Raw genomic sequence first — 26,917 nt, forward strand, 5'->3', positions numbered from 1 at the left:
CGGGAAACATACCAGACTGAACCCAAAACTGAAACTTTCCTCCGGCAACACTTGCGATAGAGCATTTGCACTCCAACCAAGCACTTGCTAGAATAATCGCAACATCACCCGCACTCCATATAAGGACCTTGCCATGAGTACTCCCGGTCAACGCTTCCGCCTCGCCGTAGAACAAGAAAAACCGCTGCAGGTTGTGGGTGCAGTCAACGCCTATGCAGCACGTTTGGCCGAACACTCAGGCTTCAAGTCCCTTTATTTGTCTGGCGGCGGTGTCGCTGCCTGCTCCTGCGGCATTCCGGACCTGGGCATCACCACGCTGGAAGATGTGTTGATTGATGTACGCCGCATTACCGATGTCACCGAATTGCCGCTCTTGGTGGATATCGATACCGGCTGGGGTGGCGCTTTCAATATCGCCCGCGCCATCCGCAGCCTGGAAAAAGCCGGCGCAGCTGCCGTGCATATCGAAGACCAGGTACAGCAAAAGCGCTGTGGCCATCGCCCCAACAAGGCCATTGTCAGCCAGGAAGAAATGGTAGACCGCATCAAGGCCGCCACCGATGCGCGCAAGGATGACAGTTTCGTCATCATGGCCCGCACCGACGCGCTGGCCGTGGAAGGACTGGATTCCGCCATCGAACGCGCTGTGGCTTGCGTGGAAGCCGGTGCCGACATGATTTTCCCGGAAGCCATGACCGACCTGGCCATGTACAAGCAATTTGCTGAGGCCGTTGGCGTGCCGGTGCTGGCCAACATCACCGAATTTGGCTCCACCCCGCTCTACACCACGCAAGAGCTGGGTGACAACGGTGTGTCGCTGGTGCTGTACCCGCTGTCGGCCTTCCGTGCCATGAGCCAGGCCGCGCTGAATGTGTACGGCGCGCTGCGTCGTGACGGCACCCAGAAAAACGTGCTGGATCAGATGCAAACCCGCATGGATCTGTACGAACACCTGGGCTACCACAGCTACGAACAAAAGCTGGATGGGCTGTTTGCCGAAGGCAAAAATAAATAACCATCTGCCGAAGGCAAAAACAAGTAATTGTCTGCCGAAGGCAAAAACAAATACCCGCCTGCCAACGGCAAGACAAGCAGCAAAACTAATCAGGCCGGGTAGCCATAGGCTGCCCAGCCATGCGCACAACAGTAAAACCAGAGAAATTGTCCAAGGAGAAATGGCATGACTGAAGTGGTTCTGACTGGCAAGCCGAAAAAATCGGTCGCCCTGTCCGGTGTTGCCGCCGGCAATACCGCCCTGTGCACGGTTGGCCGTACCGGCAACGACCTGAGCTATCGCGGCTATGACATTCTGGATATCGCCGACCAGTGCGAATTTGAAGAAGTGGCCTACCTGCTGGTGCACGGCAAGCTGCCGAACAAGGCCGAGCTGGCTGGCTACAAGCAAAAGCTGAAAGCCCTGCGCGGCCTGCCACAAGTGGTGAAGAGCGTGCTGGAAGCCCTGCCCGCCTCCGCTCACCCGATGGACGTGATGCGCAGCGGCGTATCCGCCCTGGGCTGCACCCTGCCGGAAAAGGACGACCACAACATCGCCGGTGCGCGTGACATCGCCGACCGCCTGATGGCGTCGTTCGGCTCCATGCTGCTGTACTGGTATCACTTCAGCCACAACGGCAAGCGCATCGACGTGGAAACCGACGACGACTCCATCGGCGGCCATTTCCTGCACCTGCTGCACGGTGAAAAGCCGTCCGCGCTGTGGGTGAAGGCGATGCACACCTCGCTGATCCTGTACGCCGAGCACGAATTCAACGCTTCCACCTTTACCAGCCGCGTGATTACCGGTACCGGTTCGGACATGTATTCCAGCATTACCGGTGCCATTGGTGCGCTGCGCGGCCCCAAGCACGGCGGCGCCAACGAAGTGGCGTTTGAAATCCAGAAGCGTTACGACACGCCGGACGAAGCCGAAGCCGACATCAAGGCCCGCGTGGAGCGCAAGGAAGTGGTAATTGGCTTTGGCCACCCGGTGTACACCATCTCCGACCCGCGCAACAAGGTGATCAAGGAAGTGGCGCGCAACCTGTCCGCCGCCGCTGGCGACAGCAAGATGTTCGACATCGCCGAACGTCTGGAGAGCGTGATGTGGGACATCAAGAAGATGTTCCCCAATCTGGACTGGTTCTCCGCCGTGTCCTACCACATGATGGGCGTACCGACTGCCATGTTCACCCCGCTGTTCGTGATTGCCCGTACCAGCGGCTGGAGCGCACACGTGATCGAGCAACGCATTGACGGCAAGATCATCCGTCCGTCGGCCAACTACACCGGCCCGGACGATCAGGCCTTCGTGCCGCTGGCACAACGCTGATGGTCAGGGGAGCACGCCGCAAGGTCTGCTCCCCGCTTTGCTTCCACCCTTAGAGCTTTAGCGACGCCATGAACAAAAACTACCGCACCCAATTGCCCGGCAGCCAGCTGGACTACTACGACACCCGCGCCGCCGTTGACGCCATTGCGCCCGGTGCCTATGCCACCCTGCCCTACACCTCGCGCGTTTTGGCCGAGCAACTGGTGCGCCGTTGCGAACCGGAACTGCTGACCGACGCGCTCAAGCAACTGATCGAACGCAAGCGAGACCTGGACTTCCCCTGGTACCCGGCGCGCGTGGTATGCCATGACATTCTGGGCCAGACCGCGCTGGTCGACCTGGCCGGTCTGCGCGACGCCATTGCCGACAAGGGTGGCGACCCCTCGCTGGTCAACCCGGTAGTGCCGACCCAGTTGATTGTCGACCACTCGCTGGCGGTGGAATGCGGTGGTTTCGACCCGCAGGCTTTTGAAAAGAACCGCGCCATTGAAGACCGCCGCAATGAAGACCGTTTCCACTTTATCGAGTGGACCAAAACCGCCTTCAAGAATGTGGACGTGATTCCGGCTGGCAACGGCATCATGCACCAGATCAATCTGGAAAAAATGTCGCCGGTGATTCAGGTGCGTGACGGCGTGGCCTTCCCCGATACCTGTGTCGGCACCGACAGCCACACCCCGCACGTGGATGCGCTGGGCGTGATCGCCATCGGCGTGGGCGGTCTGGAAGCGGAAACCGTGATGCTGGGCCACCCGTCCATGATGCGCCTGCCGGACATCGTCGGCGTCAAGCTCACCGGCCAGCGCCAGCCCGGCATTACCGCCACCGACATCGTGCTGGCGCTCACCGAGTTCCTGCGCAAGGAACGTGTGGTCGGTGCTTATGTGGAATTCTTTGGTGATGGCGCTGCCAGCCTGTCCATCGGCGACCGCGCCACCATCTCCAATATGTGCCCGGAATATGGCGCCACCGCAGCCATGTTCTACATCGACCAGCAAACCATCGACTACCTCAAGCTGACCGGCCGCGAAGCCGAGCAAGTGGCACTGGTGGAAAATTATGCCAAGGTGAGTGGCCTGTGGGCCGACAGCCTGGCGACGGCACAATACGAACGTGTGCTGGAGTTCGACCTGTCCAGCGTGGTGCGCAATATGGCGGGCCCGTCCAACCCGCACAAACGCCTGCCCACCTCGGCACTGGCCGAACGTGGTATTGCCGTTGATCTGGCCAAGGCCCAGGCAGAAGAAGCCGAAGGTCTGCTGCCGGATGGCGCGGTGATCATTGCCGCCATCACCAGTTGCACCAACACCAGCAACCCGCGCAATGTGGTGGCCGCTGCCCTGCTGGCCAAGCGCGCCAATGAACTGGGCCTGGTGCGCAAGCCGTGGGTGAAATCCTCGTTTGCACCGGGTTCCAAGGTGGCCAAGCTGTATCTGGAAGAAGCCGGCCTGCTGCCGGAACTGGAAAAACTGGGTTTTGGCATCGTCGCCTATGCCTGCACCACCTGTAACGGCATGTCCGGTGCGCTGGACCCGAAAATCCAGCAGGAAATCATTGAACGCGACCTGTACACCGCCGCCGTGCTGTCGGGCAACCGCAACTTTGATGGCCGCATCCACCCCTATGCCAAGCAGGCCTTCCTGGCCTCGCCGCCGCTGGTTGTGGCTTACGCCATTGCCGGTACCGTGCGTTTTGACATCGAAAAAGACGTGCTGGGTGTGGTGGATGGCAAGGAAATCCGCCTGCAAGACCTGTGGCCGTCCGATGATGAAATCGACGCCATCGTGGCGCGCTGCGTGAAGCCAGAACAGTTCAAGCAGATTTACATCCCGATGTTCGATCTGGGTCAGGTGGAAGAAGCCAAGAGCCCGCTGTACGACTGGCGTCCGATGTCCACCTATATCCGCCGCCCGCCCTATTGGGAAGGCGCGCTGGCCGGGGAGCGTACGCTCAAGGGCATGCTGCCGCTGGCAGTGCTGCCGGACAACATCACCACCGACCACCTGTCGCCGTCCAACGCCATTCTGGCTAGCTCGGCCGCTGGCGAATACCTGGCCAAGATGGGCTTGCCGGAGGAGGACTTCAATTCCTACGCCACCCACCGTGGCGATCACCTCACCGCCCAGCGCGCCACCTTTGCCAACCCGCAACTGGTGAACGAAATGGCCGTGGTGGATGGCGCGGTGAAGAAGGGTTCGCTGACGCGGATCGAGCCGGAAGGCAAGGTCACCCGCATGTGGGAAGCCATCGAAACCTATATGGCGCGCAAGCAGCCGCTGATCATCATTGCCGGTGCCGACTACGGCCAGGGCAGCTCGCGTGACTGGGCCGCCAAGGGCGTGCGTCTGGCCGGGGTGGAGGCCATCGTGGCCGAAGGCTTCGAGCGCATCCACCGCACCAACCTGGTGGGTATGGGCGTGTTGCCGCTGGAATTCAAGCCCGGCACCAACCGCAAGACGCTGGGCATTGATGGCACCGAAAGCTACGACGTCAAGGGTGATATCTCGCCGCGCTGCACGCTGACGCTGGTGATTCACCGTCGCAATGGCGAAACGCTGGAAGTGCCGGTCACCTGCCGTCTGGATACCGCCGCCGAAGTGCGGGTGTATCAGGCTGGCGGCGTGCTGCAGCGCTTTGCCCAGGACTTCCTGGAGTCCACCACCGTTTGAGTTTTGCTGCCCCCGGCCTGCAGGTATGTCCCTGCCGGCAGGCCGGATTCAGGGCAGCCCCCAACCGCAGGGCGGCGCGAAAGTAAGTTTCGCAGCCGCCCTCTTGCTTATCACCCAATACCGGCACAGGCTGCTTGCCCGCCTTGCCCACAGCATTACAGGAGAGACTGCATGGCCCATGCTCCGCAAATCCGCATTCCTGCCACTTACATCCGTGGCGGCACCAGCAAGGGGGTGTTTTTCCGCCTGCAAGATCTGCCTGCCGCCGCGCAACAAGCCGGCCCGGTGCGCGATGCCATCCTGATGCGGGTGATTGGCAGCCCCGACCCCTACGGCAAGCAAATCGACGGCATGGGCGGTGCCAGCTCCAGCACCAGCAAGACGGTTATTCTGGCCCAAAGCAGCCGTCCTGATCACGACGTGGATTATCTGTTTGGCCAGGTGGCTATCGACAAGGCCTTTGTCGACTGGAGCGGCAACTGCGGCAATCTGTCTGCCGCCGTCGGCTCCTTCGCCATCATGAGCGGGCTGGTGGATGCCAGCCGCATTCCGGCCAATGGCGTGGCCACCGTGCGTATCTGGCAAGCCAATATCAGCAAGACCATCATCGCCCATGTGCCCATTACCAATGGTGAAGTACAGGAAACCGGTGATTTCGAGCTGGACGGCGTGACCTTCCCGGCGGCCGAAGTACAGCTGGAGTTCCTCGATCCGGCAGATGAGGGCGAAGGCGATGGCGGCGGCGCCATGTTCCCCACCGGCAATGTGGTGGACACGCTGGAAGTACCGGGCGTGGGCAGCTTCCAGGCCACCATGATTAACGCGGGCATCCCCACCATCTTCCTTAACGCAGCCGAGCTGGGTTACAGCGGTAGCGAGCTGCAGGAAGCCATTAATGGTGATGCAGCCGCGCTGGCCCGCTTTGAAACCATCCGCGCCCACGGTGCCATCCGCATGGGGCTGATCAAGGACATTGCCGAAGCGGCCACCCGTCAGCACACCCCCAAGATTGCCTTTGTCGCCCCGCCGGATGGCTATACCGCTTCCAGCGGCAAACAGATTGCCGCCAGCGACATCGACCTGCGCGTGCGCGCCATGTCCATGGGCAAATTGCACCATGCCATGATGGGCACCGCTGCGGTGGCCATCGGCACGGCTGCGGCCATTCCCGGCACGCTGGTGAACCTGGCTGCCGGTGGTGGCGAACGCCAGTCCGTGCGCTTTGGCCACCCGTCCGGCACCTTACGCGTGGGGGCAGAGGCCAAGCTGGTGGCTGGCCAATGGCAGGTGAGCAAGGCCATCATGAGCCGCAGCGCCCGCGTACTGATGGAAGGCTGGGTGCGCATTCCCGGCGATAGTTTCTGAGCCTTAGCTGCTACTAAATAACAATGGCCACCTTAGCGTGGCCATTGTTATTCCGACACCAGACAAAACCAGATTCAATCCGCCTCCACCACCTGGTTGCGCCCTGCCCGCTTGGCCTTGTACAAGGCCATGTCCGCCTGCTTTACCCAGGCCGCCTTGTCCTGCATCACAATAGACGTTACGGCAACACCCAGGCTTATCGTGACCGAAATTTCCCTCTCATTGCAGTGCAGGGTTCGCGCTGCCATTTGCTGACGCAGGCGCTCGGCCAGTTGCATGCCACCTTCCAGCGTGGTTTGCGGCAGCACCAGCAAAAACTCCTCGCCACCATAACGAATGGCGGTATCGATAGCGCGGATATGCTCTAGCAACAACATGGCAACGCGCTCAATCACCCGGTCACCCACATCATGACCATATTCATCATTCACCTGTTTGAAATGGTCGATATCCAGCATGATCAGCACCGCCGGTAACCCCGAGCGCTGGCTGCGCAGCCACTCCTGTTGCAACACCTCATCACCAGAGCGCCGGTTGAGCAAACCGGTCAGGCCATCCAGACGCACCAGCCTGGCCAGGTAATCATTACTCTGCCTGAGTGCATCCAGTAGCTGTTGATTGCGCCCCTGCCAGTGCAGAAACAGTCGATAGGCAAAAAAAGCATTGAACAATACCAGCAGGGCAAACACCCAAAAGAATACCCAGCCGGTCTGGGTCATCACCAGCGCTGCATGGCGGATATCCGGCGGCAAGCCATGCTGCAGCTGCCCCAGCAGCAGGCTGCTGCCCAGGCTGAGCGACAGATAGCCATACACCAGCGCACCCACGCTAACCAAGGCCAACAACAGCACAATCAGGTGCCGCGACTCCCCCTCGGCTGCCGATTTCAGGACAATGTAGCGACTTAGCCAGCGATCGGTCACTAGCCAAGTCAAGGACAACACCGGCCCCACCAGCAACAGGTTCTGCAGAAAAAAGCCCAGCCACCAGCCCTGCCAGATGGGCAGCAGCTCGCTGAATGGCTGATTATTGCAATAGGTCCAGATCAGCGCACCGCTGGAGCTGAAGATGCTGCCAACGAAGGACAGCTGGATGAAGTGCACTACCGACTCCATGCTGCGCAGACCGCGCAACATGGGAAGCGCGCGAAAACCCAGCACCATCACCGCCACGCCCAGCGGATCGGCAAAGGCAAACAATAGCGCCCAGTGCCACGCCATACCGGCATAAAGCGCCAGCACCAGCGTAGTCAGATACGCTTGCAGCGCGCCCCACCACCACCCCAGGCACAAGCTCCACCACAGGCTGATCAGCAAGGCCGGATACAAGGTGATATAGACCGTCACGCCGCCAAACTGCAGCGGAATGCCAGACCAGTCATCCACCACCGACAACAAACCCAGGCCCAGCGAGAGCAACAGGCTGAACAGCCAGCCACCAAACAGGCAGCACCGCTCATGCCGGGAAATCACGCGCCACAGCCGCCATGGCGTCATGGCGGGTGGCCGCAGTACAGCGTCCGGAGCTGTCAGCGGCAGCACAGGAGAAGAGTCTGGCACGTCTGTATTCATGAGCGAGGTCGAATCACCGCAATAAGGAAGTAGCCCATCACTCGCCCCGGGGAGAAGGGCGCGCCACCTTGTCACATCAAGCAGCAGTGACATTAGCATAGTTCAATGCAGACCATCATGGCGCATGTGCGTTACCGCCGGATATAAAAAAACCGCCCGGGGCGGTTTTGTGTCTCACGCAATATCGGCCATGCACTCGCCAAGCCTAACCGGGCAAGCCGGCTGCCAGCCCGCATTAAAATGCAAGCCTACGCTGGCCGGGAACAACAGCACCACGGTGGAGCCCAGCTGGAAGCGCCCCATTTCCTCACCCTTGCGGATGACAATCTGCTGATCCTGATAATCCCAGCGCTGAATCCGGCCCGGGCGCGGCGGATTCACCAAGCCATGCCATACCGTGGCCATGCTACCCACAATGGTTGCCCCCACCAGCGTCAGTACAAAACGGCCATGCGGGCCGTCAAACTCACACACCACCCGTTCATTACGGGCAAACAGGCCGGACACCCCGCGCGCGGTGGCCGGATTCACCGAGAACAGCGCACCGGGCACATAGGTCATGCTCAGCAAGCGCCCGTCGCAGGGCATGTGGATGCGGTGATAGTCGCGCGGGCTCAAATAGATGGTGGCAAAGCAGCCATCCTGATAGCGCGCCGCCATGTCGGCATCACCGCCAACCAGCGCGGCGGTGGAATAGTCATGCCCCTTGGCCTGGAAAATCTGATCAGCACGAATGGCCCCAAACTGGCTGATGGCACCATCCACCGGACAGATCAACGCGCTATCAGCCAGTGGTCGCGCACCGGCACGCAATGGCCGGGTAAAAAACTGGTTGAAGCTGGCATAGCTGGCAATATCCGGGTTAGCCGCCTCGGCCATGTTCACCTGATAGCGTCCGACAAACCAGCGGATGACCGCCGTGGTCAGGCTGCCGGCCTCGGTGCCAGCCAGTTTGCCGGCCAGAATGGTCAGGGCCTGTTTAGGCAGAAGATACTGCAGCCATACGGCAAAGCGTTCGGACACGATGTAAAACCTTGAATGCGGACAGCCGGACATTATAAGCCCGACTCAGGGTGAAGCGAAACGCTGGCACGCAATCGCATTGCAAGGTGGTCGCCACGACTGGCAAGGAAGGCAGCCGCTGACTAGAATGCACAGGCAGACTTTACCCCTCGTTTAATCCAATGCAAGGAATCAAGATGAGCACGTTGAAAGTCCTGGCCATTTGCGGCAGCCTGCGCCGCGCGTCCACTAATATGGGCCTGCTACGCTACGCCAAGGCACACGCACCGGCAGGCGTGGAAATCACCATTGCCGATCTGAGCAGCATCCCCTTCTATAACGCTGATATCACCGACAAACCGGCTGCCGTACAGCAACTGCTGGCTCAACTGGCACAGGCTGACGCCTTGCTGCTGGCCTGCCCGGAATACAACTATTCCATGGCCCCGGCACTGAAAAACGCACTGGACTGGGCCTCGCGCGAGCCAGAAAACAAACTGCTGGCCGGCAAGGCCGTGGCCATTCTGGGCGCAGGTGGCGGCATGGGCACCTCGCGTGCGCAATATCACCTGCGGCAGAGCTGCGTGTTTCTCGACCTGCACCCACTGAACAAGCCTGAAGTATTTGCCAATGCCTTTGCCGGTGGTTTCGATGCCGAGGGCAATCTCACCGACGAGCGCCTGCAAGGCCTGGTCCAACAACAACTGGCAGCACTGCAAGCCCTGGCCGGCAAACTGACCGCCTGATTCCCGGACTCCGCAGCAAGCAACGCCGGCACGGAATAATCCTGCCGGCGTTTTGCATGGATTTTTACTTCATTTTTCACCCATCCTGCCGATAATCAAGCATCAGCTTGCCCTGTTGCCGACAGACTACCCCTGGCCCGGCCTGCATTGCGCGCAAGCATTCTTGTTGTTGTGAGCAGGAGCCTCCCATGACCATCAACAGCGTCAACAGCAGCCTGCTGCTGAATGCCACCCTCAGCAGCAGCACCGTAACCGACAGCAAAACCGGCAACAGCATCAGCAGCAGTACCCTCACGGTGGATGAGGTGGTAACCATCGGGCAAAACAACGCAGACAGCAGCGCCCTGACCTATGGCAAACCCACCGCCAGCAACCCGCAAAGCACGCCGGTGGATGTGTCAGCCTTGCTGGCCAAATCCAACCAGCAGGTGTCGGATTTCCTCAAGCTGCTGGGCAATCTGGTGCAGCAACAAGGGCTGCAATGGAACAAGGTGGTCAGCGGCGAACAACAGCTGACTGTCGATCCGCAAACCAAGGCGGAAGCCACCCAGGCACTGTCCGAAGATGGCGAGATGGGCATCAAGAACACCGCGCGCCGCATTCTGGACTTTGCCCGGCTGGGCATAGGCAACGACCCCAGCAAGCTGGACACTATTCGCGCCGCAGTGCAGCAGGGTTTTGACGAGGCGAAGAAGGTATTTGGCGGCAGCCTGCCGGAAATCAGCAACCAGACGCGGGATGCCATCATGGCCACGCTGGACGACTGGCAGAAAAACGGCCTGCCCAGCAATAACGACTACACGCTGATCCGCCCGGACTTGCAGCAGGACCAGCAGCAAAACTCACAAAACACCAGCAGTTGAAGCATGCCCGCAGCCTGTGACCGGGCTGCGGGGAAAACCCATTAATCAGTAAATATCGCGGCCAAAGTACTGCACGCTCAGCTTCTTGAAAGTACCGTTGGCACGCACGGCAGCAATGGCCTTGTTCAGCTTATCCAGCAAGGCCTTGTCTTCCTTGCGCACCGCCATGCCAGCACCGGAGCCCAATACCTCGCGCTCGGCGGCGTTATCCCCATTGATGGAGGGACCGACCAAGGCAAACGCCTTGCCCGGCTCGCTCTTGAGAAAACCCGCCTCCACTTGCAGCTCATCCTGGAAGCTGGCATCCAGCCGGCCATTTACCAGGTCGGCATAGGCCTTGTCCTGATCTTCATAGCGCACCACATCCATGCCGCGCGGCCCCCAGAACTTGCTCAGGTACATGTCGGCGGTGGTGCCGCGCTGCACCCCTACCCGTTTGCCTTTCATGCCTTCCACCGTAAATTTCAGCGCGCTGCCCTTGGCGGCAATCAGCCGCTGTGGCGTGCGGAAATAGCGCTCGCTGAAACTAACTGTCTTGGCGCGCTCGGCGGTAATGGTCATCGACGACATGATTACATCGTACTTTTTCGCCATCAGCCCCGGAATGATGCCATCCCAGTCCTGGTTGATCAGGCTGCAGCGGGCTTTCATTTCCTTGCACAAGGCAACGGCCAGATCCGCCTCGAACCCGACAATCTGCCCGGCGGGGTTGAGCGATTCGAACGGCGGATAGGTGGCATCCATGCCGATACGCAGATTGTTCAGATCCGTCGCGCCCGCTTGCAGGGCCACAGTAGACAACAACACGGCACACCAGGATTGCAGCTTCATCTTGATTCCTCCGGACGGGGTGAGTAGACAAACGCACGACAAGGGACGGCTTGGTGTTATCACGCCACACCCGTCAAGGGGCGTGGCGGTACGGCAAGACAGTTCTGGCAATCAGGACAGATCACACTCCAGCAGCAGCATGTCGTCAAAGCGCTCCTGACGGCGGATCAGGCGATATTGACCCGGCCCGTCAATCAGCACGGCTGCGGAACGCGGCTGGGCGTTGTACACGGTCTGGTTTTCCAGCTGGTAAGCACCCACGTCCAGGAAGGCCAGCACATCGCCCGGCACACTGGCCTCGGGCAGCAGAAACTGCTCGCCCAGCGGGCCATGGCGGAAGTAATCGCCACCGTCACACAAGGGGCCGCCCAGCTTGACTGGCTGATGGTGGCTGTCCGTCATGCGACTGGCGTTGTAGACATAGAAATACCAGTCCTTGTAATCCGGAATGGCATTGAAACCGGCATCCAGCATGCACCACTGCACCTGGCCTTCCACGCTGCCATCCTCGCGCAACAAGGTTTTGCGCTTGGCCGTTACCATGCGGGTGAGCAATACCCCGGCACTGCTCACCACCTTGCGGCCCGGCTCGATGCATATTTCGATATCCTCACGCCAGGCATGCACTTCGCGAATGATGGCAGCGGCAAATTCGTCAGCGCCGATCTGCGGTTGCATATTGTCCGGCCCGCCCAGGCCACGGTCGGTCGGGTAGCGGTACGGTGCCGGAATGCCACCACCAACATTGATCATGTCAAAGCGCACACCCAGTGCGGTTTCCAGCTGGCGGGCACAATCCACCAGCACGCGGGTGGCGGCGCCAAACGGCTCGGCATCCGGCACCTGGTCACCCACGTGCATGTGCAAGCCGCACAGCTTTACATAGGGCATATCCAGCGCCAGGCGGCAAATACGCTCGGCATCGGCCAGATCCACCCCGGACTTGGCGCGGAACGCTGTCATCAGGCCCTCATGGGTGGCGGCTTTGACATTGGGTTCCACCCGCAGGCAGATGCGTACCGGAATTTGCAGCTGGCGGCTGATGCGGTCGATCGCCAACAGTTCGTGCTCGCTGTCCACATTGATGGCATGCAGCTGCTGGCGGATGGCGAATTCCAGTTCGTCATCACGCTTCACCACGCCGTTGTACACAATCTGGCTGCCGGCAAAACCTGCGGCCAGGCAGCGGCGGATTTCATTGGCCGAATTGGCTTCGATGCTGATGCCGGATTCGCGCACCACCTGCAGCACCGCCAGCAGCGAGCAAGCCTTGGAGGCATAGCAGATGCGGGTATTGGCATGGCTGGCAAAAGCCTGCTTGATTTCGTCGACATTGCGGCGGATTTCCGGCGCGGAATACACAAATAGCGGTGCGCCGAATTCTGCTGCCAGCGCGGGCAAATCCACCCCCTCCATCTGCAATTGTCCAGCAGCGGCAGACAGGCGACGGTCGTGTTGCAGGGTGTATTGCCGTTGGGAATCGAAATTGTGGTGCATGCTATCTCCGTATGATGGTGCTGTTTGTTGCCAAACATACGGAAATCGCCTAGTTTTCACGAACGAATAATTGGCATGAAACTATTCCAATCTGTCATGAATGAAACCCACCACCTCCCCTCACTCAGCGCCTTGCGCGCCTTTGTCACCGTTGCAGACACCAGCAGCTTTACCGAAGCGGCCCGCCGCCTGTTTCTGACCCAGGGCGCCATCAGCAAGCAGATCCGCCTGCTGGAACAGCATTACGGCACGGCACTGCTACAACGGCAAAGCCGACTGATCCAGCTCACCCCCTCTGGCCGCACCCTGCTGCCGGTAGCACGTGATGTGGTGGAGCGGCTAAAGGAAGTGGAGCGCAAGTTGAAAACGCAAAGCGACATCCTCAGCCTGCAGGTGTATGTGAGCTTTGCCGTGCGCTGGCTGATGCCACGGCTGGGCAGCTTTTATCAGCAACATCCGCTTACCCAGCTGCGCATAGACAGCATGGTGTACGAACCCGCCGAGCTGGACCCGGCCATCAACCAGGCTTACATCCTGTTTGGCCATGGCCAATGGCCTGATATGCAGGCCGAACTGCTGCTGCCCGAGCTGCTCAGCCCGGTATGCGCACCAAGCATGCTGGCAGCGCTCCCCTCGCTGGACGCACTGGCCGGCCACACCCTGTTTCATACCACCCGGGACTATGAAGAATGGATTGCCTGGTTGGCCACACAGGATATTCGCTCGCTGACACAGTACAAGCATCAGGTGGTGGATCTGCATCACCTGGCCTGGACTGCCGCCGCCAACGGCTTGGGCGTGGCTATTGGTGACATGGAATTACTGCAGGACGAACTGGAACAAGGCCGTCTGGTGCGGCCCTTCGACAGCGTGCTGCGCACCGGTGCCGGGTACTGGCTGGTGTATCCGTACAGCTATGCCGAGCATCCCGGACTACAGGCCTTGCTAAGCTGGCTGCGCGAGCAAGCCGCACTCAAACGGCTGCCGCAATAGAAAAAGCCCGGCATAAGGCCGGGCCACAAGTCAACAACACAGGAGAAATTACAAGGGAAGATGGCTGGACAAGGCATTGAGCTTGCGTAATGCCAGCCGAAAGCGGGTATGGGCGCGCGACACGGTGGATTCGCTGATATCCATCTGCTGGGCAGCAAAATAACCGGTCATGCCTTCCACTTCCATCAGCCATACTGCTTCACGTGACCGCTTTTTCAGGCCGATCAGGTCGGCCACCTGGTTGAAATCATCAAGTTTCATGGCGCTGATCTCCTACATCATGGGTGGGGGATGATGTACTTGGCCAGTGCTGCTGGACACTGGCAACCCCGGCTGACATCCAGGCACGGGGTCCATATCTGCAGCATAGATGCTTGCATTAAAAATGCATCATCAGATTTTACCCGCAGGCAAAATCCTTACCCCTTAGGCTGCTCCAGCCAGTCCAGCACCCCCAGGCCCGCCGCCCGGCCACTGGCCAGGCAGCCGGTGAGCAGGTAGCCGCCAGTGGGGGCTTCCCAGTCCAGCATTTCGCCAGCACAGAACACCCTGGGCAGCGCCGTCAGCATTTGCCGCTGGTCCATGGCTTCAAATCGCACCCCGCCAGCCGTGCTGATGGCTTCGTCGATGGGGCGGGTGGCATACACCGTCAGCGGCAGGCGCTTGATGCCGGCAGCCAGGCTGGCCATGTCATTAAAAGCCTCCTTGCTCAGGCACTCGCGCAACAGACCGGCGCGTACGCCTTTCAGGTTGAGCCGGCTTTGCAGATGGCTGGAGAGCGAACGGGAACCACGTGGGTGCATCACCTCTGCCGCCACCTGTTCGGCATTTTTTTGCGGCAGCAAATCCAGATACACCGTGGCACTGCCATTGGCCAGCAAGCTGTCGCGGATGGGCGAACTGAAGGCGTAAACCAGATTGCCCTCTACCCCATAACTAGTGACCACGCACTCGCCGGTCTTGCGCACGGTATTGCCAGCCAGATCAGTAAACTCCAGCATTACCGACTTGAGCGGCTGGCCGGCATACTTGTCGGCAAAGTGTGCACTCCAGTTACAGTCAAAACCGCAATTGGCCGGCAGCAATGGCCGCACCTCCACGCCACGCGCAGCCAGCACAGGCAGCCAGCTGCCATCCGAGCCCAGCTTTTTCCAGCTGCCACCGCCCAAGGCCAGCAGCACCGCATCTGGCCGGGCTTCAATCTCGCCCTCTGGCGTGGCAAAGCGCAGCGCCCCTTGATCGTTCCAGCCCAGCCAGCGGTGGCGCACGCAAAACCGCACCCCGGCCTCGCGCAAGCGCGTCAGCCAGGCACGCAACAGCGGCGCAGCCTTCATTTCGCGCGGAAATACCTTGCCGGAACTGCCGACAAAGGTCTCCACACCCAGGCCATGTACCCAGTCACGCAGACGGTTGGCATCAAACCCGGCCAGCAAGGCCGTCATTTCGGCCTCACGCTCCCGATAGCGCCCCAGAAAATCCACCTGGGGTTCGGAATGGGTAATGTTCATGCCGCCCACTCCGGCCAGCAGGAACTTGCGCCCCACCGATGGCATGGCGTCGTACACCGTTACCCGCACGCCTGCGCCGGACAACACTTCTGCGGCCATCAGCCCGGCAGGGCCACCCCCGATAATGGCAACATGAAACGAGGACGCGGATGAGGGCATGACAACTCCTGATTCCTGGCCGGGAAGCCAGCGCTAAAGCACATAAAGCGGGCAGCGGTAAATACCCGCCACGCGATGGAGGGCGGATTGTTGCAGAAAACCCGCCAGAGCCCAAGCGTGTTGATGATTGGCCTCTGCAGCACGGCAGATATTTGATATAAGCCAAGCATTGGTCATATGTGATGCGCTAGGCTGCGCGCTGTCAGCAGCGCATCACATTGCCATGTAACAATAACAACGCTGCAACATAACAACAGAAAACAAAACCAAAGGAGGCGGGATTTCCCGTTTGCAATGAAGAAATTTTCCGAGTGGCCGATCTGGCTCAGGCTGACCAGCGCCATCTGGTGCTGTCTTGTCATTGCATGGAGTGGTCTGATTGCCTGGGAAACCACAGTCAGTCGTGATATTGCCGTATCGCAGGCCAAGGATCTGGCCAGCAGCATGAACGAAATGACCCTGGCCGGGCTTACCGGCATGATGATGACCGGCACCGTCGGCCAGCGTGATGTGTTTCTGGATCAGATCAAGGAACTGTCCGCCGTCCGCGAGCTGCGCGTCATTCGCGGCGATGCCGTCAGCAAACAGTTTGGCGCGGGCAATGCCGGTGACAAGGCCCATGCTGCGGATGCCGCCGAAAAGAGCGCCCTCTCCAGTGGCCAGCCCTTTGTTGCCATCGAATCCAGCCCGCAACTGGGCGAGCACCTGCATGTGATTTATCCGGCACGTGCCGCCAGCAACTACCTGGGCAAAAACTGCATGGGCTGTCATCAGGTGAGCGAAGGCACCCCGCTAGGTGCGGTCAGCATGCGCATCTCACTGGAAAAACCCTATGCCTCGGTGGCACAGTTCCGTAACCAGAGCATCCTGTTTGCCTTGGTGGCGTCGCTGCCGCTGATGCTGGTGGTGTTCCTGTTCATCCGCCGCTTTGTCACCCGTCCGCTGCAAGCCATGGCTTCCGGTCTGTCCGAACTGGCCAAGGGTGAAGGCGACCTTACCCATCGCCTGGAAGTAAAGCACCAGGATGAAATCGGCAAAACCGCCAGCCTGTTCAACCAGATGCTGGCGTCGATTGCCGACCTGGTCAGACAAGTGGGCACCGCCGCGCGCAGTGTGGCTACCTCGTCCGCGCAATTGCGCCAGGGTGCCGAAAAGCTGGCCGATGGATCGCGTGCGCAAAACGATCAGTCACGGGATGCCGCTCAGGCAGTAGAACAGCTGGCCGAGCATATCGGCGATATCGCACGTCATGCCGAGCAGGTACTGGTGCAATCGGACGAAAGCCTGCAACGCTCGCAGCAGGGACGGCAGAACCTGGCCCAGTTGCAACAGGAAGTAGGCCAGATTCAACAGGCAGTCGAGATGATGTCCGAAGCGGAAACCGAGCTGATGCAATCCACCAGCTCGATTACCAGCATGACCCAGCAGGTGCGCGACATCGCCGAGCAGACCAATCTGCTGGCACTGAATGCCGCCATTGAAGCCGCCCGCGCTGGCGAAGCAGGCCGTGGCTTTGCCGTGGTGGCAGACGAAGTACGCAAGCTGGCGGAAAAATCCGCCCTGTCTGCCCGCGAAATCGATACCGTAACCAGCACACTGAACAACAAGACCGAAGCCGTACGCCAGGCCGTGGCCGCCAGTCTGACCTCGCTGGAAGCCAGCCACCAATCGGCCGGCCAGGTTGCCAGCGTACTGGATGCGGCCAGCGCCTCGGCCACCTCGGTACGCAACGGCCTGCGCCAGATCGTGCAAGTGACCGAGCAGCAACGCGAAGCCAGTCAGCGCGTAACCCGCAATATCGAAAGCATTGCCGAGCTGGCCAGCACCAACGATGCCGCCATCCAGCATACGGTTCACTCCGCAGAAGCACTGGAAGAACTGGCAGGTGGACTGAATGATTCGGTAGCACGCTTCAAGGTATAACTTTCCGGCCTTGCCGCTTACACCACGCCAGTGCGCCACCGCCCACTGGCGTTTTTCATCTTCGCAAGCGCACCGGGACATGGGCAAAACCACACAAAGCAGCTGGAATTGCCAATGTAGCCAACACCTTGTTTGGACAATGCGCCGCCAACTGTTACACTGCCCACCCTTTCTGTCGTTACATCGCCAAGTCCGTGAAAAAAATCGCCTTTTCCAGCCTCACCGCGCTGCCTGAAGCCCTGCTCTCCAACCTGGACAGCCTCGGTTACCACAGCATGACCCCCATCCAGGCCGAAAGCCTGCCGGTGATTCTGGAAGGCCGCGACCTGATCGCCCAGGCCAAGACCGGTAGCGGCAAGACTGCTGCCTTCGGCCTTGGCATGCTGGCCGGTATCAATCCGCGCTGGTTTGCCGTACAGGGGCTGGTGCTGTGTCCCACCCGCGAACTGGCCGACCAGGTAGCGCAGGAAATCCGCCGCCTGGCGCGCAGCATCGACAATATCAAGGTAGTCACCCTCACCGGTGGCTCGCCCATGGGCCCGCAGCGCGGCTCGCTGGAACACGGTGCCCACATCGTGGTGGGTACGCCGGGCCGCTTGCAGGACCACCTGTTCCGTCAGTCGCTGGATCTGTCCAATGTGAAAATGCTGGTGCTGGACGAAGCCGACCGCATGATTGACATGGGCTTTATCGAAGAAATCGTCGGCATCGTGCGCGCCTGCCCGCGCACCCGCCAGACTCTGCTGTTCTCCGCCACTTACCCGGACACCATCCGCAAGGCCAGCGCGCAATTCCTGCGCCAGCCGGTGGAAGTGAAGGTGCAGGCCCTGCACAGCGGCGATCACATCGAGCAATGGTTCTACAAGGTAAAGCCGGAAACCCGGCTGGAAACCGTTACCCGCATCCTGCAGCATGTGCGCCCTGCTTCCGCGCTGGCCTTTTGCAATACCAAGGAACGCTGCAAGGAGCTGGTAAAAGATTTGCAAGCGCGTGGTTTCTCCGCGCTGGCGCTGTATGGCGATCTGGAACAACGCGACCGCGACCAGATCCTGCTGCGCTTTGCCAACAAGAGCACCACCGTGCTGGTGGCCACCGACGTGGCCGCGCGCGGGCTGGACATCAAGGAGCTGGATCTGGTGATCAATGTGGACGTGAGCCACGACCCGGAAATCCACATCCACCGCATTGGCCGTACCGGTCGCGGCGAGCTGCACGGCCTGGCCATGACCCTGACCTGCGAAAACGACGCGCGCCGTCTGGTGCAGATCGAGGACTATCAGAAAGCCCCGCTCACCTGGGCTGAAGTGACCGAACTGACCCCCGCGCCGGGTGGCCAGCTGGTACCGGCCATGGTGACGCTGGAAATTGCCGGCGGCAAACGTGACAAGCTGCGCCCCGGCGACATTCTGGGCGCACTGACCGGTGAAGGCGGCATTGCCGGCAGCCATGTCGGCAAGATCAATGTGCTGGAAGGTGCCAGCTTTGTTGCCCTGCAACGCGACATCGCCCAGCAAGCCTTCGAGCAGCTGTCGGTCAGCAAGATCAAGGGCCGCCTGTTCAAGATGCGTTTTGTCGAATAAACCTTGCGCGACGCACTATGCAAAAGCCACCCCAAGGGGTGGCTTTTTGTTTGGCTGACGCACACTTGGTTGTTCAGAACGGCTTGTCACCCAGAATGGTCGCCCTGTGCATGATGCGACGGTTGGGACGGTAATCATCCACCGCATAATGGCTGGTGGAGCGGTTATCCCAGAAAGCCACATCCCCGGCCTGCCAGCGCCAGCGGATGGTGAACTCCGGCCGCGCCTGATGGGCGAGCAGGAAAGCCAGCAAGGCCGCGCCCTCATCTTCCGGCAGTTCGTTGATTTCGGTGGTGAAACCACCATTGACGAACAAGCCCTTGCGCCCGCTCACCGGATGGGTACGCACCACCGGATGACTCAGCGGCGGATTGTCGCGCCGGGTTTGCTCCCATTTTTCCCGGTCGGCTGGCGTCAGGCCAAAGCGCTTGAGCGGGAAGGTCTTGGTAAAGTCATGGGTGGCGGTCAGCCCTTCCAGCAGGGTTTTCAGGCGGTCGGACAGCGCATCCCAAGCGGCAAAGCTGCTGGCCCACAGCGTGTCACCGCCAAACTCAGGCAACAGCCGGGCAGCCAGCACTGCCGCCGCAGGCGGGGTTTCGATAAAGGTGACATCGGTGTGCCAGATGGCATTGTCCTTCAGGTCGAAGGCATCGGTGTCCAGAATCATCACCTGCGGGGCATCCGGGTGTTGCGGGTAGATAGGGTGGGTGTGCAGATCGCCAAAGCGCGCGGCAAAGTCACGCTGCTGACGCGGGCTAATGTCCTGATTGCGGAAAAACAGCACCTGATGCTGCAACAGCGCCTGCTGCAGATCTTGCTGCAGGCGGTCCGTCAGCGGCTGTGCCAGATCCACGCCTTCAACAATCGCCCCCAGCGCCGGGGACAAACGGGTAAGAGACAGACTCATCTTGCATTCCTTGTTCTTTGAATTCGATGACGGCAACGCGCCATCCGTTTGCTGATGCGATCAATCCGGCCGTCAATCCAGCTGGCCATGCCAGGGCGCAAGCCGCCGCTGCAACAGGCGCAAACCCAGTTCCAGCGCAAAGGCAATCACCGCGATGACGGCAATGCCCAGAATCACCACATCCGTCACCAGAAACTGCGCCGCCGACTGCACCATGAAACCCAGCCCGCGCGTGGCTGCCACCAGCTCGGCCGCCACCAGGGTGGACCAGCCGGTGCCAAGGCCAATGCGGATGCCGGTGAGGATTTCCGGCAAGGCTTCCGGCAGGATGACAAACCACAGCAACTGGCGGCGGCTGGCCCCCAGTGTCTGGGCGGCACGCAGGCGGTTACGGCTGACCTGTGCCACGCCATGGCTGGTGGCGATGATGACCGGGGCCAGTACCGCCAGGAAAATCAGCAACACCTTGGACAATTCGCCAATGCCGAACCAAATGACAATCAGCGGCAGATAGGCCAGCGGCGGCACCGGGCGATAGGCTTCGATCAGCGGATCCAGCAGGCCACGCGCCACCGGGCTGACGCCCATCAGCACCCCCAGCGGGATGCCCAGCAACACCGCAGCCAGCAAGGCCAGCACAATACGTTGCAAGCTGGCCGCCAAATGCTGCCACAAGGTGGCATCCATAAAGCCCTGGGTGCTGACGGTGATCAGCTTGGCCAGCACCGCTTCCGGTGATGGCAAAAACAGCGGCGGTACCATGCCGCTATGCGACAGGCCCCACCAGCCGCCCAGCACTGCCAGCAGGCTGATCAGGCTGAGCCAGCCTTGGCGGTATTGCCGCCACCACGCGCCACGTGGCGGCCGGGTGCTGACCGGCAACTCATCCGGCACCGGTTTGCTGGCAACAACGCTGGCCAACTTGTGCTGCAGGGTGTTTTCCAGTGTGTTCATGCGGCAATCTCCTCAGCCTGGCGGCGATGATCAAACAGCGTGGTCAGCAATTGCTCGCGCAGCGCGATAAAGGCCGGGTCAGACTTGATAGCCCGCGCCGACTCCCCCGCCCGGTAGCGCTGGCTAAAGCCCGGACGCAAGCTGTGCACGATGCGGCCCGGCCCCGGCGACATCAGCACCAGTTCGGTGGCGAGAAACAGCGCCTCTTCGATATCGTGGGTAATCAGAAAGATACGGCGGCGTGCCTGCTGCCATACCTTGAGCAGCAGTTCCTGCATTTGCTCGCGGGTAAAGGCATCCAGCGCACCGAAAGGCTCATCCATCAGCAATACCTGCGAATGACTGGCCAGCGCACGGGCAATCCCTACCCGCTGACGCTGGCCGCCGGACAGCTGCCAGCTATAACGACTACCCGCTTCCGGCAGATCAACCAGACGCAGCACCTCGTCGGCCCGCGCCAGCCGTTCGGCCTTGGCCACGCCTTGCAGACGCAAGCCAAAAGCCACGTTGTCACGCACATTCAGCCAGGGCAGCAGCGCGTCGTGCTGAAACACCACCGCCCGCTCGGCCCCCGGCCCGGTCACCCTGCTATCACCAAAGCGCAGCTCGCCGCTATCCGGCTTAACAAAACCGGCAAACAGATTCAGCAAGGTGGTTTTGCCGCAACCGGACGGCCCCAGTGCCACGGTCAGGTCATCCGGGCCGATGTCCAGCGACACCTCGGACAAGGCGGGCCGCTGCTGACCGGGATAGCGCACGCTCACCTTGTTGGCGGAGAGAATGGCCATGATTATTTCGCCGCTTTGACAAACTGGCTTGTGACATAGGGGCTGTAATCAGGCTGCAGGCTGTCCACCTTGCCTTGCGACTTCAAAAAGGCTGCGGTATTGGCCACCGCCTGCACAAAAGGCTTTTGCAGCAAGGCAATCTGGTCTTTCTGGGTGAGGAAGCGGTTGCCCTGCAAGCCCAGCACCACGTCGGACGGAGCCGCGCCGGTCAGGCGGCTGATCTTGTCGATATTGTCCTTGTTGGCAATAAAGGCCTTGGGGTTGGCCACATAGCCAGCGATGGCATCCAGCGATACCTTGGTAAATTTGTTGACGAATTCCGGATGGGCATCGGCAAAGTCCTTGCGCACAATCCAGATATCGTAAGTGGGTGCCCCCCACTTGGACACTTGTGCCGAGCTGGTCAGCACCTTGCCACTGGTCTTGAGTTTGCCCAGCGCCGGGTCCCACACATAGGCGGCATCAATATCGCCACGCTGCCAGGCAGCGGTGATTTCGCTGGGACGCAAGTTCAGCACATTGACCTTGGTCGGGTCGACCTTCCAGTGTTTCAGCGAAGCCAGCAGGCTGTAATGGGTGGTGGACACATAGGGTACGGCCACTTTCTTGCCGATCAGGTCTTGCGGCTTGGCAATCTTGCTGCCATTGCGCACCACCAGCGCCTCGGCGTCACCGATTTCATCGGCCACCAGGAAGGTGACGATGGGCAGGCCACGGCTGGCGGCAGCGGCCAAGGGGCTGGACCCCAGATTGCCGATCACCACGTCGCCGGAGGCCACGGCGGCAATCACTTCCGAGCCACTTTCAAACTTGCGCCAGTTAATTTTGCTGCCGGTAGCTTTTTCGTAACTGCCATCGGCTTGTGGAATTTTGGTAGGGTCGATGCCGGTCTGGTAGGCGATGGTGACAGTATCGGCGGCGTGGGCCAGATTACCCAGCAGGGTAAGGGAAGCGGCAATCAGGGACAGTCGGATTATCTTGGCTTGAGTCATGGTGTATTCCGCAATTGGCTGTGTGTTTGATGGACACCAATCTAGCAAGCGGCACCACGAAAACTAAGCAAGAAAAAACGGTTTGCTTAGCAGAAAATTGCAATAAGCTCACCCGTCTGGCAAGGCGGGCCAGCCTGTCCACACCACAGCAAAAATAACGGGATATCGCAGCCCTGATTGATATTACGCAAATCGCAGACCATCACTCCGCGTCACTATTTAAACCATTACTCAGTAAAATTAATATCCAGCTAAAAGATATTCTTGTAATTTTCAGTAAAATATAGGGCGCAGTACAAATACTTTGCCGATTTCCTACCAAGCCAAGTAAAGTAATTGAAAATAACAAAATTAGTTTCAACAAAATATAACAACTCACCAATAGTCGGAGACCTGCATGTTTGGGACAGCAAAAAATAGACGCATTGAAGAACTACAACAACGCGTACACCAACTGGAACAGGATCTGCAGCAAAGCCAGGCACGCCAGCATGACAGCGAACAGGCGCGTCAGCAGGTCGAGCAGCAACTGCAGGACCTGCAGCTTTCCAGCCAGCGCAATCAGAGCTATATCGAACCGTTTGGCGACTTCTGCGGCAGCCTGGCCGGTATCCGCAGCTCTTTTGCCGACCTTGCCACCCTGATGGAAAACAATTTCGGAGCCGCTGCCGATGCCGTCAGCACCCTGCATGCCACCCGTGGGGCAGTGGACACGCTGGCACACAGCTTTGATGAAATTGCCCAGGCGCAGCAGAAAACTGCCGAATCGATGGATTCGCTCAACAGCAAAACCGGACAAATCCGCCAGTTTGTGCAGTTGATCAAGGACGTGGCCGACCAGACCAATCTGCTGGCACTCAATGCCGCCATCGAAGCCGCCCGTGCCGGCGAGCAAGGACGCGGCTTTGCCGTGGTGGCCGACGAAGTACGCAAACTGGCCGAACGCACGGCCAATGCCACCAATGAAATTTCCAGCCTGGTAGGTGATGTAGAAAATGCCTCGCTAAGCACCAAGCAGCAGGTAACCGAGGCCGCCAGCCAGGTGGCAGGCTATCGCGAAACCGGCATCAATACCGCTGATGCCATCCGCAGCATGGTGAATGTCAGTGAGCAGATGGCGCGCGTGATTGCCCAGGGCACCAACACCAGCTTCATGGAGGTGGTGAAGCTGGATCACATCGTGTTCAAGCTGGATGTCTACAAGGCCTTCATCGGCTATCACGATCTGTCGTCGGACAAGGTGTCCTCGCACCAGCACTGCCGCCTGGGCAAGTGGTACTACGAAGGCCGTGGCGCACAGGAGTGCAAGGGCAACAACAACTACACCCAGCTGGAAGCGCCACATGCCAATGTGCACAATTTTGGCAAGGACGCGCTGGATGCCTTCCACGCCAAAGACTTTGCCAAGGCCCAGCAGGCACTGCGCCGTATGGAAGAGGCTTCCCATCAGGTCATGAACATCCTCACGGCCATGGAACACGAACCCTGCACCCGCCAGGTCTGAAGCCGCTGGCGGCTCAAACGTAGTAACAAGAAAAAGCCGGTCCGTGACCGGCTTTTTGCTTATCCCCCTCCGCTATTCAGACTGGCACGCAAAGCGGCAATATGCGCAGGCCCGGTGCGGCAGCAACCGCCAATCAGCCGCGCACCGGCCTGTCGCCAGCACCGGGCCTGTGCAGAAAAGTCGTCGGTACTGGCGATGCCATGCCAGCACTTGTGCACGCCATCCCACTGCTCGCCGGAATTGGGGTAGGCCAGCAAGGGCTTGCTGCTGACCGATGCCGCCTGCCGTAGCAGGCTTTCCACCCAGCGCGGGTCGGTACAGTTCACCCCCACCGCCACCACTTGCGGCACGCTCTCCAGCATGGCAATACAATCGGCCAGCCGCTCGCCCTGCCACACATGCTCGCCATCGCAGCAACAAAAGCTGAACCAGGCGGGTGTCTGCGGAAATTCGTCCTGCAGCAAGCGTGCCAGCGCTTCGGCCTCCTCTGGGCAGGGAAGGGTTTCGCAGGCCAGCAGGTCCGCACCGCTGGCCGCCAGCACCGCCAGCCGGGGACGGTGAAAATCCATCAGCTGCTGCACGCTCAGGCCGTAATCACCCCGGTATTCCGAGCCATCCGCCAGCATGGCCCCATAAGGCCCGATGGATGCCGCCACCAGCGGCACTGTCGCCCGGCCTGGCTGGCCTGCCATGAAGCTGCGACGCGCCTGCAAGGCCAGGTCAACCGACAGCTGCATCAGCCCGACCGCCTGCACTGCACTCAGTCCACGCCGGGCAAAACCCTCAAAGGTAGCCTGATAACTGGATGTGGTGATGATGTCGGCCCCGGCCAGCAGATAATCCAGATGCAGCTGGCGGATCTGCTGCGGTGCCTCCAGCAGCACCCGCGCCGACCACAGCGGATCAGCCAGATCACACCCGCGCGCCTCCAGCACTGTTGCCAAGGCACCGTCCAACAACAGGCAGTCGCGTTGCTGCAGCCTGTCTTGCAGCAGCGTCAAGGCAGCACCACTCATGCGGCACTCCCCGGCTTTTGCTGCATGCGCTGGCGCAAGGCTTCGATGGCATAGCGCACCTTTGCCGGTTGGGCATCACGCCGTGGCGTCACCACAAATATGCCCAATACGGGCAGGCGCCATTGCGGCAGCACCCGCAGCAGCCGCCCCTCGGCCAGCTCTTGCCTGACTTCAGGCTCGGGCTGAATGGACAGGCCCATGCCAGCCAGCACAAACTGCCGGGCAGCCAGAATATTGTTGCTGCCCACCCGCCGCTCTACCACCGGGCGCATTACCTCGCCCGCTGCATTTTCCATGGTTAGCCAGGTGTGGCTGCGTTCATGATCCAGCATCACCCATTGATGCTGCTCCAGTTGCTGGGGGGTGGTGATGGCAGGATGGCGCGCCAGATAGGACGGTGCCGCACACAACACGCTTTCCCAGTCCGCCAGATGACGCGCCACCAGCGAGGAATCTTTCAGATCGCCAGCGCGCAAGGCCAGATCAATACGGTGCTGTACCAGATCAATCATCTCATCGTGGAAAAACAGCTTCAGCGTCAAGCGCGGATGCGCCGCCAGCAAGGGGGCCAGCGCTTCGGTCAGCATCGGTCCGGCAAAGCCGGTGGGCGCAGACAGGCGTAGCTCGCCCACCGGGGCGTCACGCATTTCGTTCAAGCGCTGCTCAGCCAGCCGGGCGGCAGCCAGCATGTCGGCGCAGCCCTGATAAAACAGGCTGCCGGCCTCGGTCAGGGTCAGGCTGCGCGTGGTCCGGTGCAGCAAGGACACGCCATGCTCCGACTCCAGCTTGCTGATGTGCTGGCTAACCGCCGAGGGTGTCATGCCCAGGCTACGCGCAGCGGCCACCATCGACCCCTGCTCCACCACGGTGGCAAACACCGCCATACGGCGCAAGATATCCATATTGTTAAGCCCTGCTAATTTATCAATGCCAGTATTGCCAGATTATCAGCTGGCCCGCAAGCAATTACACTGCAATCCATCCACTATCGAAAGGAAAGCAAGATGAAAATCGCTCTGATTGGTGCCACCGGTTTTGTTGGTTCTGCCGTACTGCAAGAGCTGCTGACACGCGGGCATCAGGTATCCGCCATTGTCAGCCGCCCGGAACGCCTGTCCGCCCACCCGCAACTGACCGCCGTCAAGGCCGATGCCTATGATGCTGCCGCTATTGCCCAGGCCGTGACCGGCCACGATATGGTAATCAGCACCTTCAACCCCGGCTGGGACAAGAGCGACATCCGCGCTCTCTTCCTCAAGGGCCATGCCGCCATCGTTGCCGGGGTGAAACAGGCTGGCGTAGCCCGCTTTCTGGAAGTGGGCGGTGCCGGTAGCCTGTATGTGGCCCCCGGCCTGCAATTAATCGACACCCCGCACTTCCCCGCCGAATACAAGGAAGGTGCCGAAGGTGCGCGTCAGGCACTGGCCAACTTGCAACAGGAAACCGGGCTGGACTGGGTATTCCTGTCGCCACCGGCACTGCTGGCACCGGGCGAGCGCAGCGGTCAGTACCGTCTGGGTGGTGATCAACTGCTGATGGATGGTGACAATCCGGCTGGCATCAGCGTGGCCGACCTGGCGGTGGCCATTGCCGACGAGGTGGAAACGCCGCGCCACAGCCGCCAGCGTTTTACGGTCGCACACTGATTTCTGCCTCCCCCGCCTTAGCCGCCTTGCTCCTGCAGGCGGCTTTTTTCATTCGCCAGCGCATGCTGCAACTG

At 60.3% G+C, this 26,917-nt stretch carries 23 protein-coding genes; 11 read left to right on the plus strand and 12 right to left on the minus strand.

The features are described from left to right. The first annotated feature begins 133 nt into the window (after positions 1-133). The 4 genes from prpB (at position 134) to prpF (ending at position 6,363) form a co-directional block, all read left to right on the plus strand. Entirely contained in the window at positions 134-1,015 is an 882-nt protein-coding gene (prpB, locus tag ACODR9_RS01880; RefSeq protein ID WP_488807310.1) for a methylisocitrate lyase, read from the plus strand. A gap of 165 nt (positions 1,016-1,180) precedes the next feature. Continuing rightward, positions 1,181-2,329 carry a bifunctional 2-methylcitrate synthase/citrate synthase gene (gene prpC, locus ACODR9_RS01885; protein ID WP_488807311.1) on the plus strand — a complete coding sequence of 383 codons (1,149 nt, stop codon included), beginning with the start codon at positions 1,181-1,183 and terminating at the stop codon, positions 2,327-2,329. Between the two features lie 68 nt (positions 2,330-2,397). Next, on the plus strand, positions 2,398-4,998 hold the full coding sequence (acnD, locus tag ACODR9_RS01890; RefSeq protein WP_488807312.1) for a Fe/S-dependent 2-methylisocitrate dehydratase AcnD: 2,601 nt from the start codon (positions 2,398-2,400) through the stop codon (positions 4,996-4,998). Positions 4,999-5,169: 171 nt separating this feature from the next. Then, positions 5,170-6,363 (plus strand): 2-methylaconitate cis-trans isomerase PrpF, encoded by a 1,194-nt coding sequence (gene prpF, locus ACODR9_RS01895; RefSeq protein ID WP_488807313.1) that lies wholly within the window; start codon positions 5,170-5,172, stop codon positions 6,361-6,363. Positions 6,364-6,437: 74 nt separating this feature from the next. Here the strand turns inward: prpF and ACODR9_RS01900 are convergent, their stop codons facing one another. Together ACODR9_RS01900 and asd are read right to left on the minus strand one after the other, a co-directional pair. After that, positions 6,438-7,934, minus strand: coding sequence for a GGDEF domain-containing protein (locus ACODR9_RS01900; protein ID WP_488807314.1), 1,497 nt, complete (start codon positions 7,932-7,934; stop codon positions 6,438-6,440). Positions 7,935-8,108: 174 nt separating this feature from the next. Then, entirely contained in the window at positions 8,109-8,957 is an 849-nt protein-coding gene (asd, locus tag ACODR9_RS01905) for an archaetidylserine decarboxylase (protein WP_488807315.1), read from the minus strand. Positions 8,958-9,133: 176 nt separating this feature from the next. On the opposite strand from asd, the gene ACODR9_RS01910 reads away from it, so the two are divergent. Both ACODR9_RS01910 and ACODR9_RS01915 read left to right on the plus strand, forming a co-directional pair. Next, a complete protein-coding gene (locus ACODR9_RS01910) occupies positions 9,134-9,682 on the plus strand; it encodes an NADPH-dependent FMN reductase (protein ID WP_488807316.1) in 549 nt (182 codons plus the stop codon). A 188-nt stretch (positions 9,683-9,870) separates the two neighbouring features. Continuing rightward, on the plus strand, positions 9,871-10,545 hold the full coding sequence (locus ACODR9_RS01915) for a hypothetical protein (RefSeq protein WP_488807317.1): 675 nt from the start codon (positions 9,871-9,873) through the stop codon (positions 10,543-10,545). 45 nt (positions 10,546-10,590) lie between these two features. Here ACODR9_RS01915 and ACODR9_RS01920 read toward each other — a convergent pair whose 3' ends face one another. Together ACODR9_RS01920 and dokD are read right to left on the minus strand one after the other, a co-directional pair. Continuing rightward, the gene (locus ACODR9_RS01920; protein WP_488807318.1) at positions 10,591-11,376 is read right to left on the minus strand and encodes an ABC transporter substrate-binding protein; all 786 of its coding nucleotides are present in this window, start codon (positions 11,374-11,376) and stop codon (positions 10,591-10,593) included. Between the two features lie 111 nt (positions 11,377-11,487). Next, positions 11,488-12,873: an ornithine/lysine decarboxylase DokD gene (gene dokD / locus ACODR9_RS01925; protein ID WP_488807319.1), complete on the minus strand. Its 1,386-nt coding sequence runs from the start codon at positions 12,871-12,873 to the stop codon at positions 11,488-11,490. 75 nt (positions 12,874-12,948) lie between these two features. Here dokD and ACODR9_RS01930 point away from each other — a divergent pair, with 75 nt between their 5' ends. After that, positions 12,949-13,866, plus strand: a complete 918-nt coding sequence (locus tag ACODR9_RS01930) for a LysR substrate-binding domain-containing protein (protein WP_488807320.1) — start codon at positions 12,949-12,951, stop codon at positions 13,864-13,866. Positions 13,867-13,914: 48 nt separating this feature from the next. Here ACODR9_RS01930 and ACODR9_RS01935 read toward each other — a convergent pair whose 3' ends face one another. Both ACODR9_RS01935 and ACODR9_RS01940 read right to left on the minus strand, forming a co-directional pair. After that, a complete protein-coding gene (locus ACODR9_RS01935; RefSeq protein ID WP_089084870.1) occupies positions 13,915-14,127 on the minus strand; it encodes a sigma factor-like helix-turn-helix DNA-binding protein in 213 nt (70 codons plus the stop codon). Positions 14,128-14,285: 158 nt separating this feature from the next. Further along, positions 14,286-15,533 carry a TIGR03862 family flavoprotein gene (locus tag ACODR9_RS01940; RefSeq protein WP_488807321.1) on the minus strand — a complete coding sequence of 416 codons (1,248 nt, stop codon included), beginning with the start codon at positions 15,531-15,533 and terminating at the stop codon, positions 14,286-14,288. 294 nt (positions 15,534-15,827) lie between these two features. Here ACODR9_RS01940 and ACODR9_RS01945 point away from each other — a divergent pair, with 294 nt between their 5' ends. Next, positions 15,828-17,456 carry a methyl-accepting chemotaxis protein gene (locus ACODR9_RS01945; RefSeq protein WP_488807322.1) on the plus strand — a complete coding sequence of 543 codons (1,629 nt, stop codon included), beginning with the start codon at positions 15,828-15,830 and terminating at the stop codon, positions 17,454-17,456. A gap of 194 nt (positions 17,457-17,650) precedes the next feature. Further along, positions 17,651-19,036, plus strand: a complete 1,386-nt coding sequence (gene dbpA / locus ACODR9_RS01950) for an ATP-dependent RNA helicase DbpA (RefSeq protein WP_488807323.1) — start codon at positions 17,651-17,653, stop codon at positions 19,034-19,036. A gap of 73 nt (positions 19,037-19,109) precedes the next feature. Here dbpA and tauD read toward each other — a convergent pair whose 3' ends face one another. The 4 genes from tauD to tauA all read right to left on the minus strand — a co-directional run bounded on the left by tauD (position 19,110) and on the right by tauA (position 22,677). Beyond that, positions 19,110-19,943 (minus strand): taurine dioxygenase, encoded by an 834-nt coding sequence (tauD, locus tag ACODR9_RS01955; RefSeq protein ID WP_488807324.1) that lies wholly within the window; start codon positions 19,941-19,943, stop codon positions 19,110-19,112. A gap of 72 nt (positions 19,944-20,015) precedes the next feature. After that, positions 20,016-20,897, minus strand: a complete 882-nt coding sequence (gene tauC / locus ACODR9_RS01960; protein WP_488807325.1) for a taurine ABC transporter permease TauC — start codon at positions 20,895-20,897, stop codon at positions 20,016-20,018. Then, complete coding sequence (tauB, locus tag ACODR9_RS01965; protein ID WP_488807326.1) at positions 20,894-21,685, minus strand: taurine ABC transporter ATP-binding subunit; 792 nt, start codon at positions 21,683-21,685, stop codon at positions 20,894-20,896. Before tauB ends, tauC begins: the two co-directional genes overlap by 4 nt. A gap of 2 nt (positions 21,686-21,687) precedes the next feature. Further along, on the minus strand, positions 21,688-22,677 hold the full coding sequence (tauA, locus tag ACODR9_RS01970; RefSeq protein ID WP_488807327.1) for a taurine ABC transporter substrate-binding protein: 990 nt from the start codon (positions 22,675-22,677) through the stop codon (positions 21,688-21,690). 397 nt (positions 22,678-23,074) lie between these two features. Here tauA and ACODR9_RS01975 point away from each other — a divergent pair, with 397 nt between their 5' ends. Next, the gene (locus tag ACODR9_RS01975; RefSeq protein ID WP_488807328.1) at positions 23,075-24,181 is read left to right on the plus strand and encodes a methyl-accepting chemotaxis protein; all 1,107 of its coding nucleotides are present in this window, start codon (positions 23,075-23,077) and stop codon (positions 24,179-24,181) included. A gap of 59 nt (positions 24,182-24,240) precedes the next feature. On the opposite strand, the gene mmuM is transcribed toward ACODR9_RS01975, so the two are convergent. Both mmuM and ACODR9_RS01985 read right to left on the minus strand, forming a co-directional pair. Beyond that, positions 24,241-25,197: a homocysteine S-methyltransferase gene (gene mmuM / locus ACODR9_RS01980; RefSeq protein ID WP_488807329.1), complete on the minus strand. Its 957-nt coding sequence runs from the start codon at positions 25,195-25,197 to the stop codon at positions 24,241-24,243. Next, on the minus strand, positions 25,194-26,099 hold the full coding sequence (locus ACODR9_RS01985; RefSeq protein WP_488807330.1) for a LysR family transcriptional regulator: 906 nt from the start codon (positions 26,097-26,099) through the stop codon (positions 25,194-25,196). Before ACODR9_RS01985 ends, mmuM begins: the two co-directional genes overlap by 4 nt. A gap of 102 nt (positions 26,100-26,201) precedes the next feature. On the opposite strand from ACODR9_RS01985, the gene ACODR9_RS01990 reads away from it, so the two are divergent. Then, positions 26,202-26,843 (plus strand): NAD(P)-dependent oxidoreductase, encoded by a 642-nt coding sequence (locus tag ACODR9_RS01990; protein WP_488807331.1) that lies wholly within the window; start codon positions 26,202-26,204, stop codon positions 26,841-26,843. Positions 26,844-26,917: the final 74 nt, after the last annotated feature.

The organism is Aquitalea sp. FG25, from assembly GCF_057809375.1.

What these genes read in the sequence shown, in the direction of transcription:
- ACODR9_RS01945 (WP_488807322.1), top strand. Translation starts at nt 15,828, where the DNA reads ATGAAGAAATTTTCCGAGTGGCCGATCTGGCTCAGGCTGACCAGCGCC.
- ACODR9_RS01910 (WP_488807316.1), top strand. Translation starts at nt 9,134, where the DNA reads ATGAGCACGTTGAAAGTCCTGGCCATTTGCGGCAGCCTGCGCCGCGCG.
- tauC (WP_488807325.1), bottom strand. Translation starts at nt 20,897, where the DNA reads ATGAACACACTGGAAAACACCCTGCAGCACAAGTTGGCCAGCGTTGTT.
- ACODR9_RS01935 (WP_089084870.1), bottom strand. Translation starts at nt 14,127, where the DNA reads ATGAAACTTGATGATTTCAACCAGGTGGCCGACCTGATCGGCCTGAAA.
- ACODR9_RS01975 (WP_488807328.1), top strand. Translation starts at nt 23,075, where the DNA reads ATGTTTGGGACAGCAAAAAATAGACGCATTGAAGAACTACAACAACGC.
- ACODR9_RS01985 (WP_488807330.1), bottom strand. Translation starts at nt 26,099, where the DNA reads ATGGATATCTTGCGCCGTATGGCGGTGTTTGCCACCGTGGTGGAGCAG.
- tauB (WP_488807326.1), bottom strand. Translation starts at nt 21,685, where the DNA reads ATGGCCATTCTCTCCGCCAACAAGGTGAGCGTGCGCTATCCCGGTCAG.
- mmuM (WP_488807329.1), bottom strand. Translation starts at nt 25,197, where the DNA reads ATGAGTGGTGCTGCCTTGACGCTGCTGCAAGACAGGCTGCAGCAACGC.
- tauD (WP_488807324.1), bottom strand. Translation starts at nt 19,943, where the DNA reads ATGAGTCTGTCTCTTACCCGTTTGTCCCCGGCGCTGGGGGCGATTGTT.
- ACODR9_RS01990 (WP_488807331.1), top strand. Translation starts at nt 26,202, where the DNA reads ATGAAAATCGCTCTGATTGGTGCCACCGGTTTTGTTGGTTCTGCCGTA.
- prpF (WP_488807313.1), top strand. Translation starts at nt 5,170, where the DNA reads ATGGCCCATGCTCCGCAAATCCGCATTCCTGCCACTTACATCCGTGGC.
- ACODR9_RS01920 (WP_488807318.1), bottom strand. Translation starts at nt 11,376, where the DNA reads ATGAAGCTGCAATCCTGGTGTGCCGTGTTGTTGTCTACTGTGGCCCTG.
- acnD (WP_488807312.1), top strand. Translation starts at nt 2,398, where the DNA reads ATGAACAAAAACTACCGCACCCAATTGCCCGGCAGCCAGCTGGACTAC.
- prpB (WP_488807310.1), top strand. Translation starts at nt 134, where the DNA reads ATGAGTACTCCCGGTCAACGCTTCCGCCTCGCCGTAGAACAAGAAAAA.
- dokD (WP_488807319.1), bottom strand. Translation starts at nt 12,873, where the DNA reads ATGCACCACAATTTCGATTCCCAACGGCAATACACCCTGCAACACGAC.
- ACODR9_RS01940 (WP_488807321.1), bottom strand. Translation starts at nt 15,533, where the DNA reads ATGCCCTCATCCGCGTCCTCGTTTCATGTTGCCATTATCGGGGGTGGC.
- tauA (WP_488807327.1), bottom strand. Translation starts at nt 22,677, where the DNA reads ATGACTCAAGCCAAGATAATCCGACTGTCCCTGATTGCCGCTTCCCTT.
- prpC (WP_488807311.1), top strand. Translation starts at nt 1,181, where the DNA reads ATGACTGAAGTGGTTCTGACTGGCAAGCCGAAAAAATCGGTCGCCCTG.
- ACODR9_RS01900 (WP_488807314.1), bottom strand. Translation starts at nt 7,934, where the DNA reads ATGAATACAGACGTGCCAGACTCTTCTCCTGTGCTGCCGCTGACAGCT.
- ACODR9_RS01915 (WP_488807317.1), top strand. Translation starts at nt 9,871, where the DNA reads ATGACCATCAACAGCGTCAACAGCAGCCTGCTGCTGAATGCCACCCTC.
- ACODR9_RS01930 (WP_488807320.1), top strand. Translation starts at nt 12,949, where the DNA reads ATGAAACTATTCCAATCTGTCATGAATGAAACCCACCACCTCCCCTCA.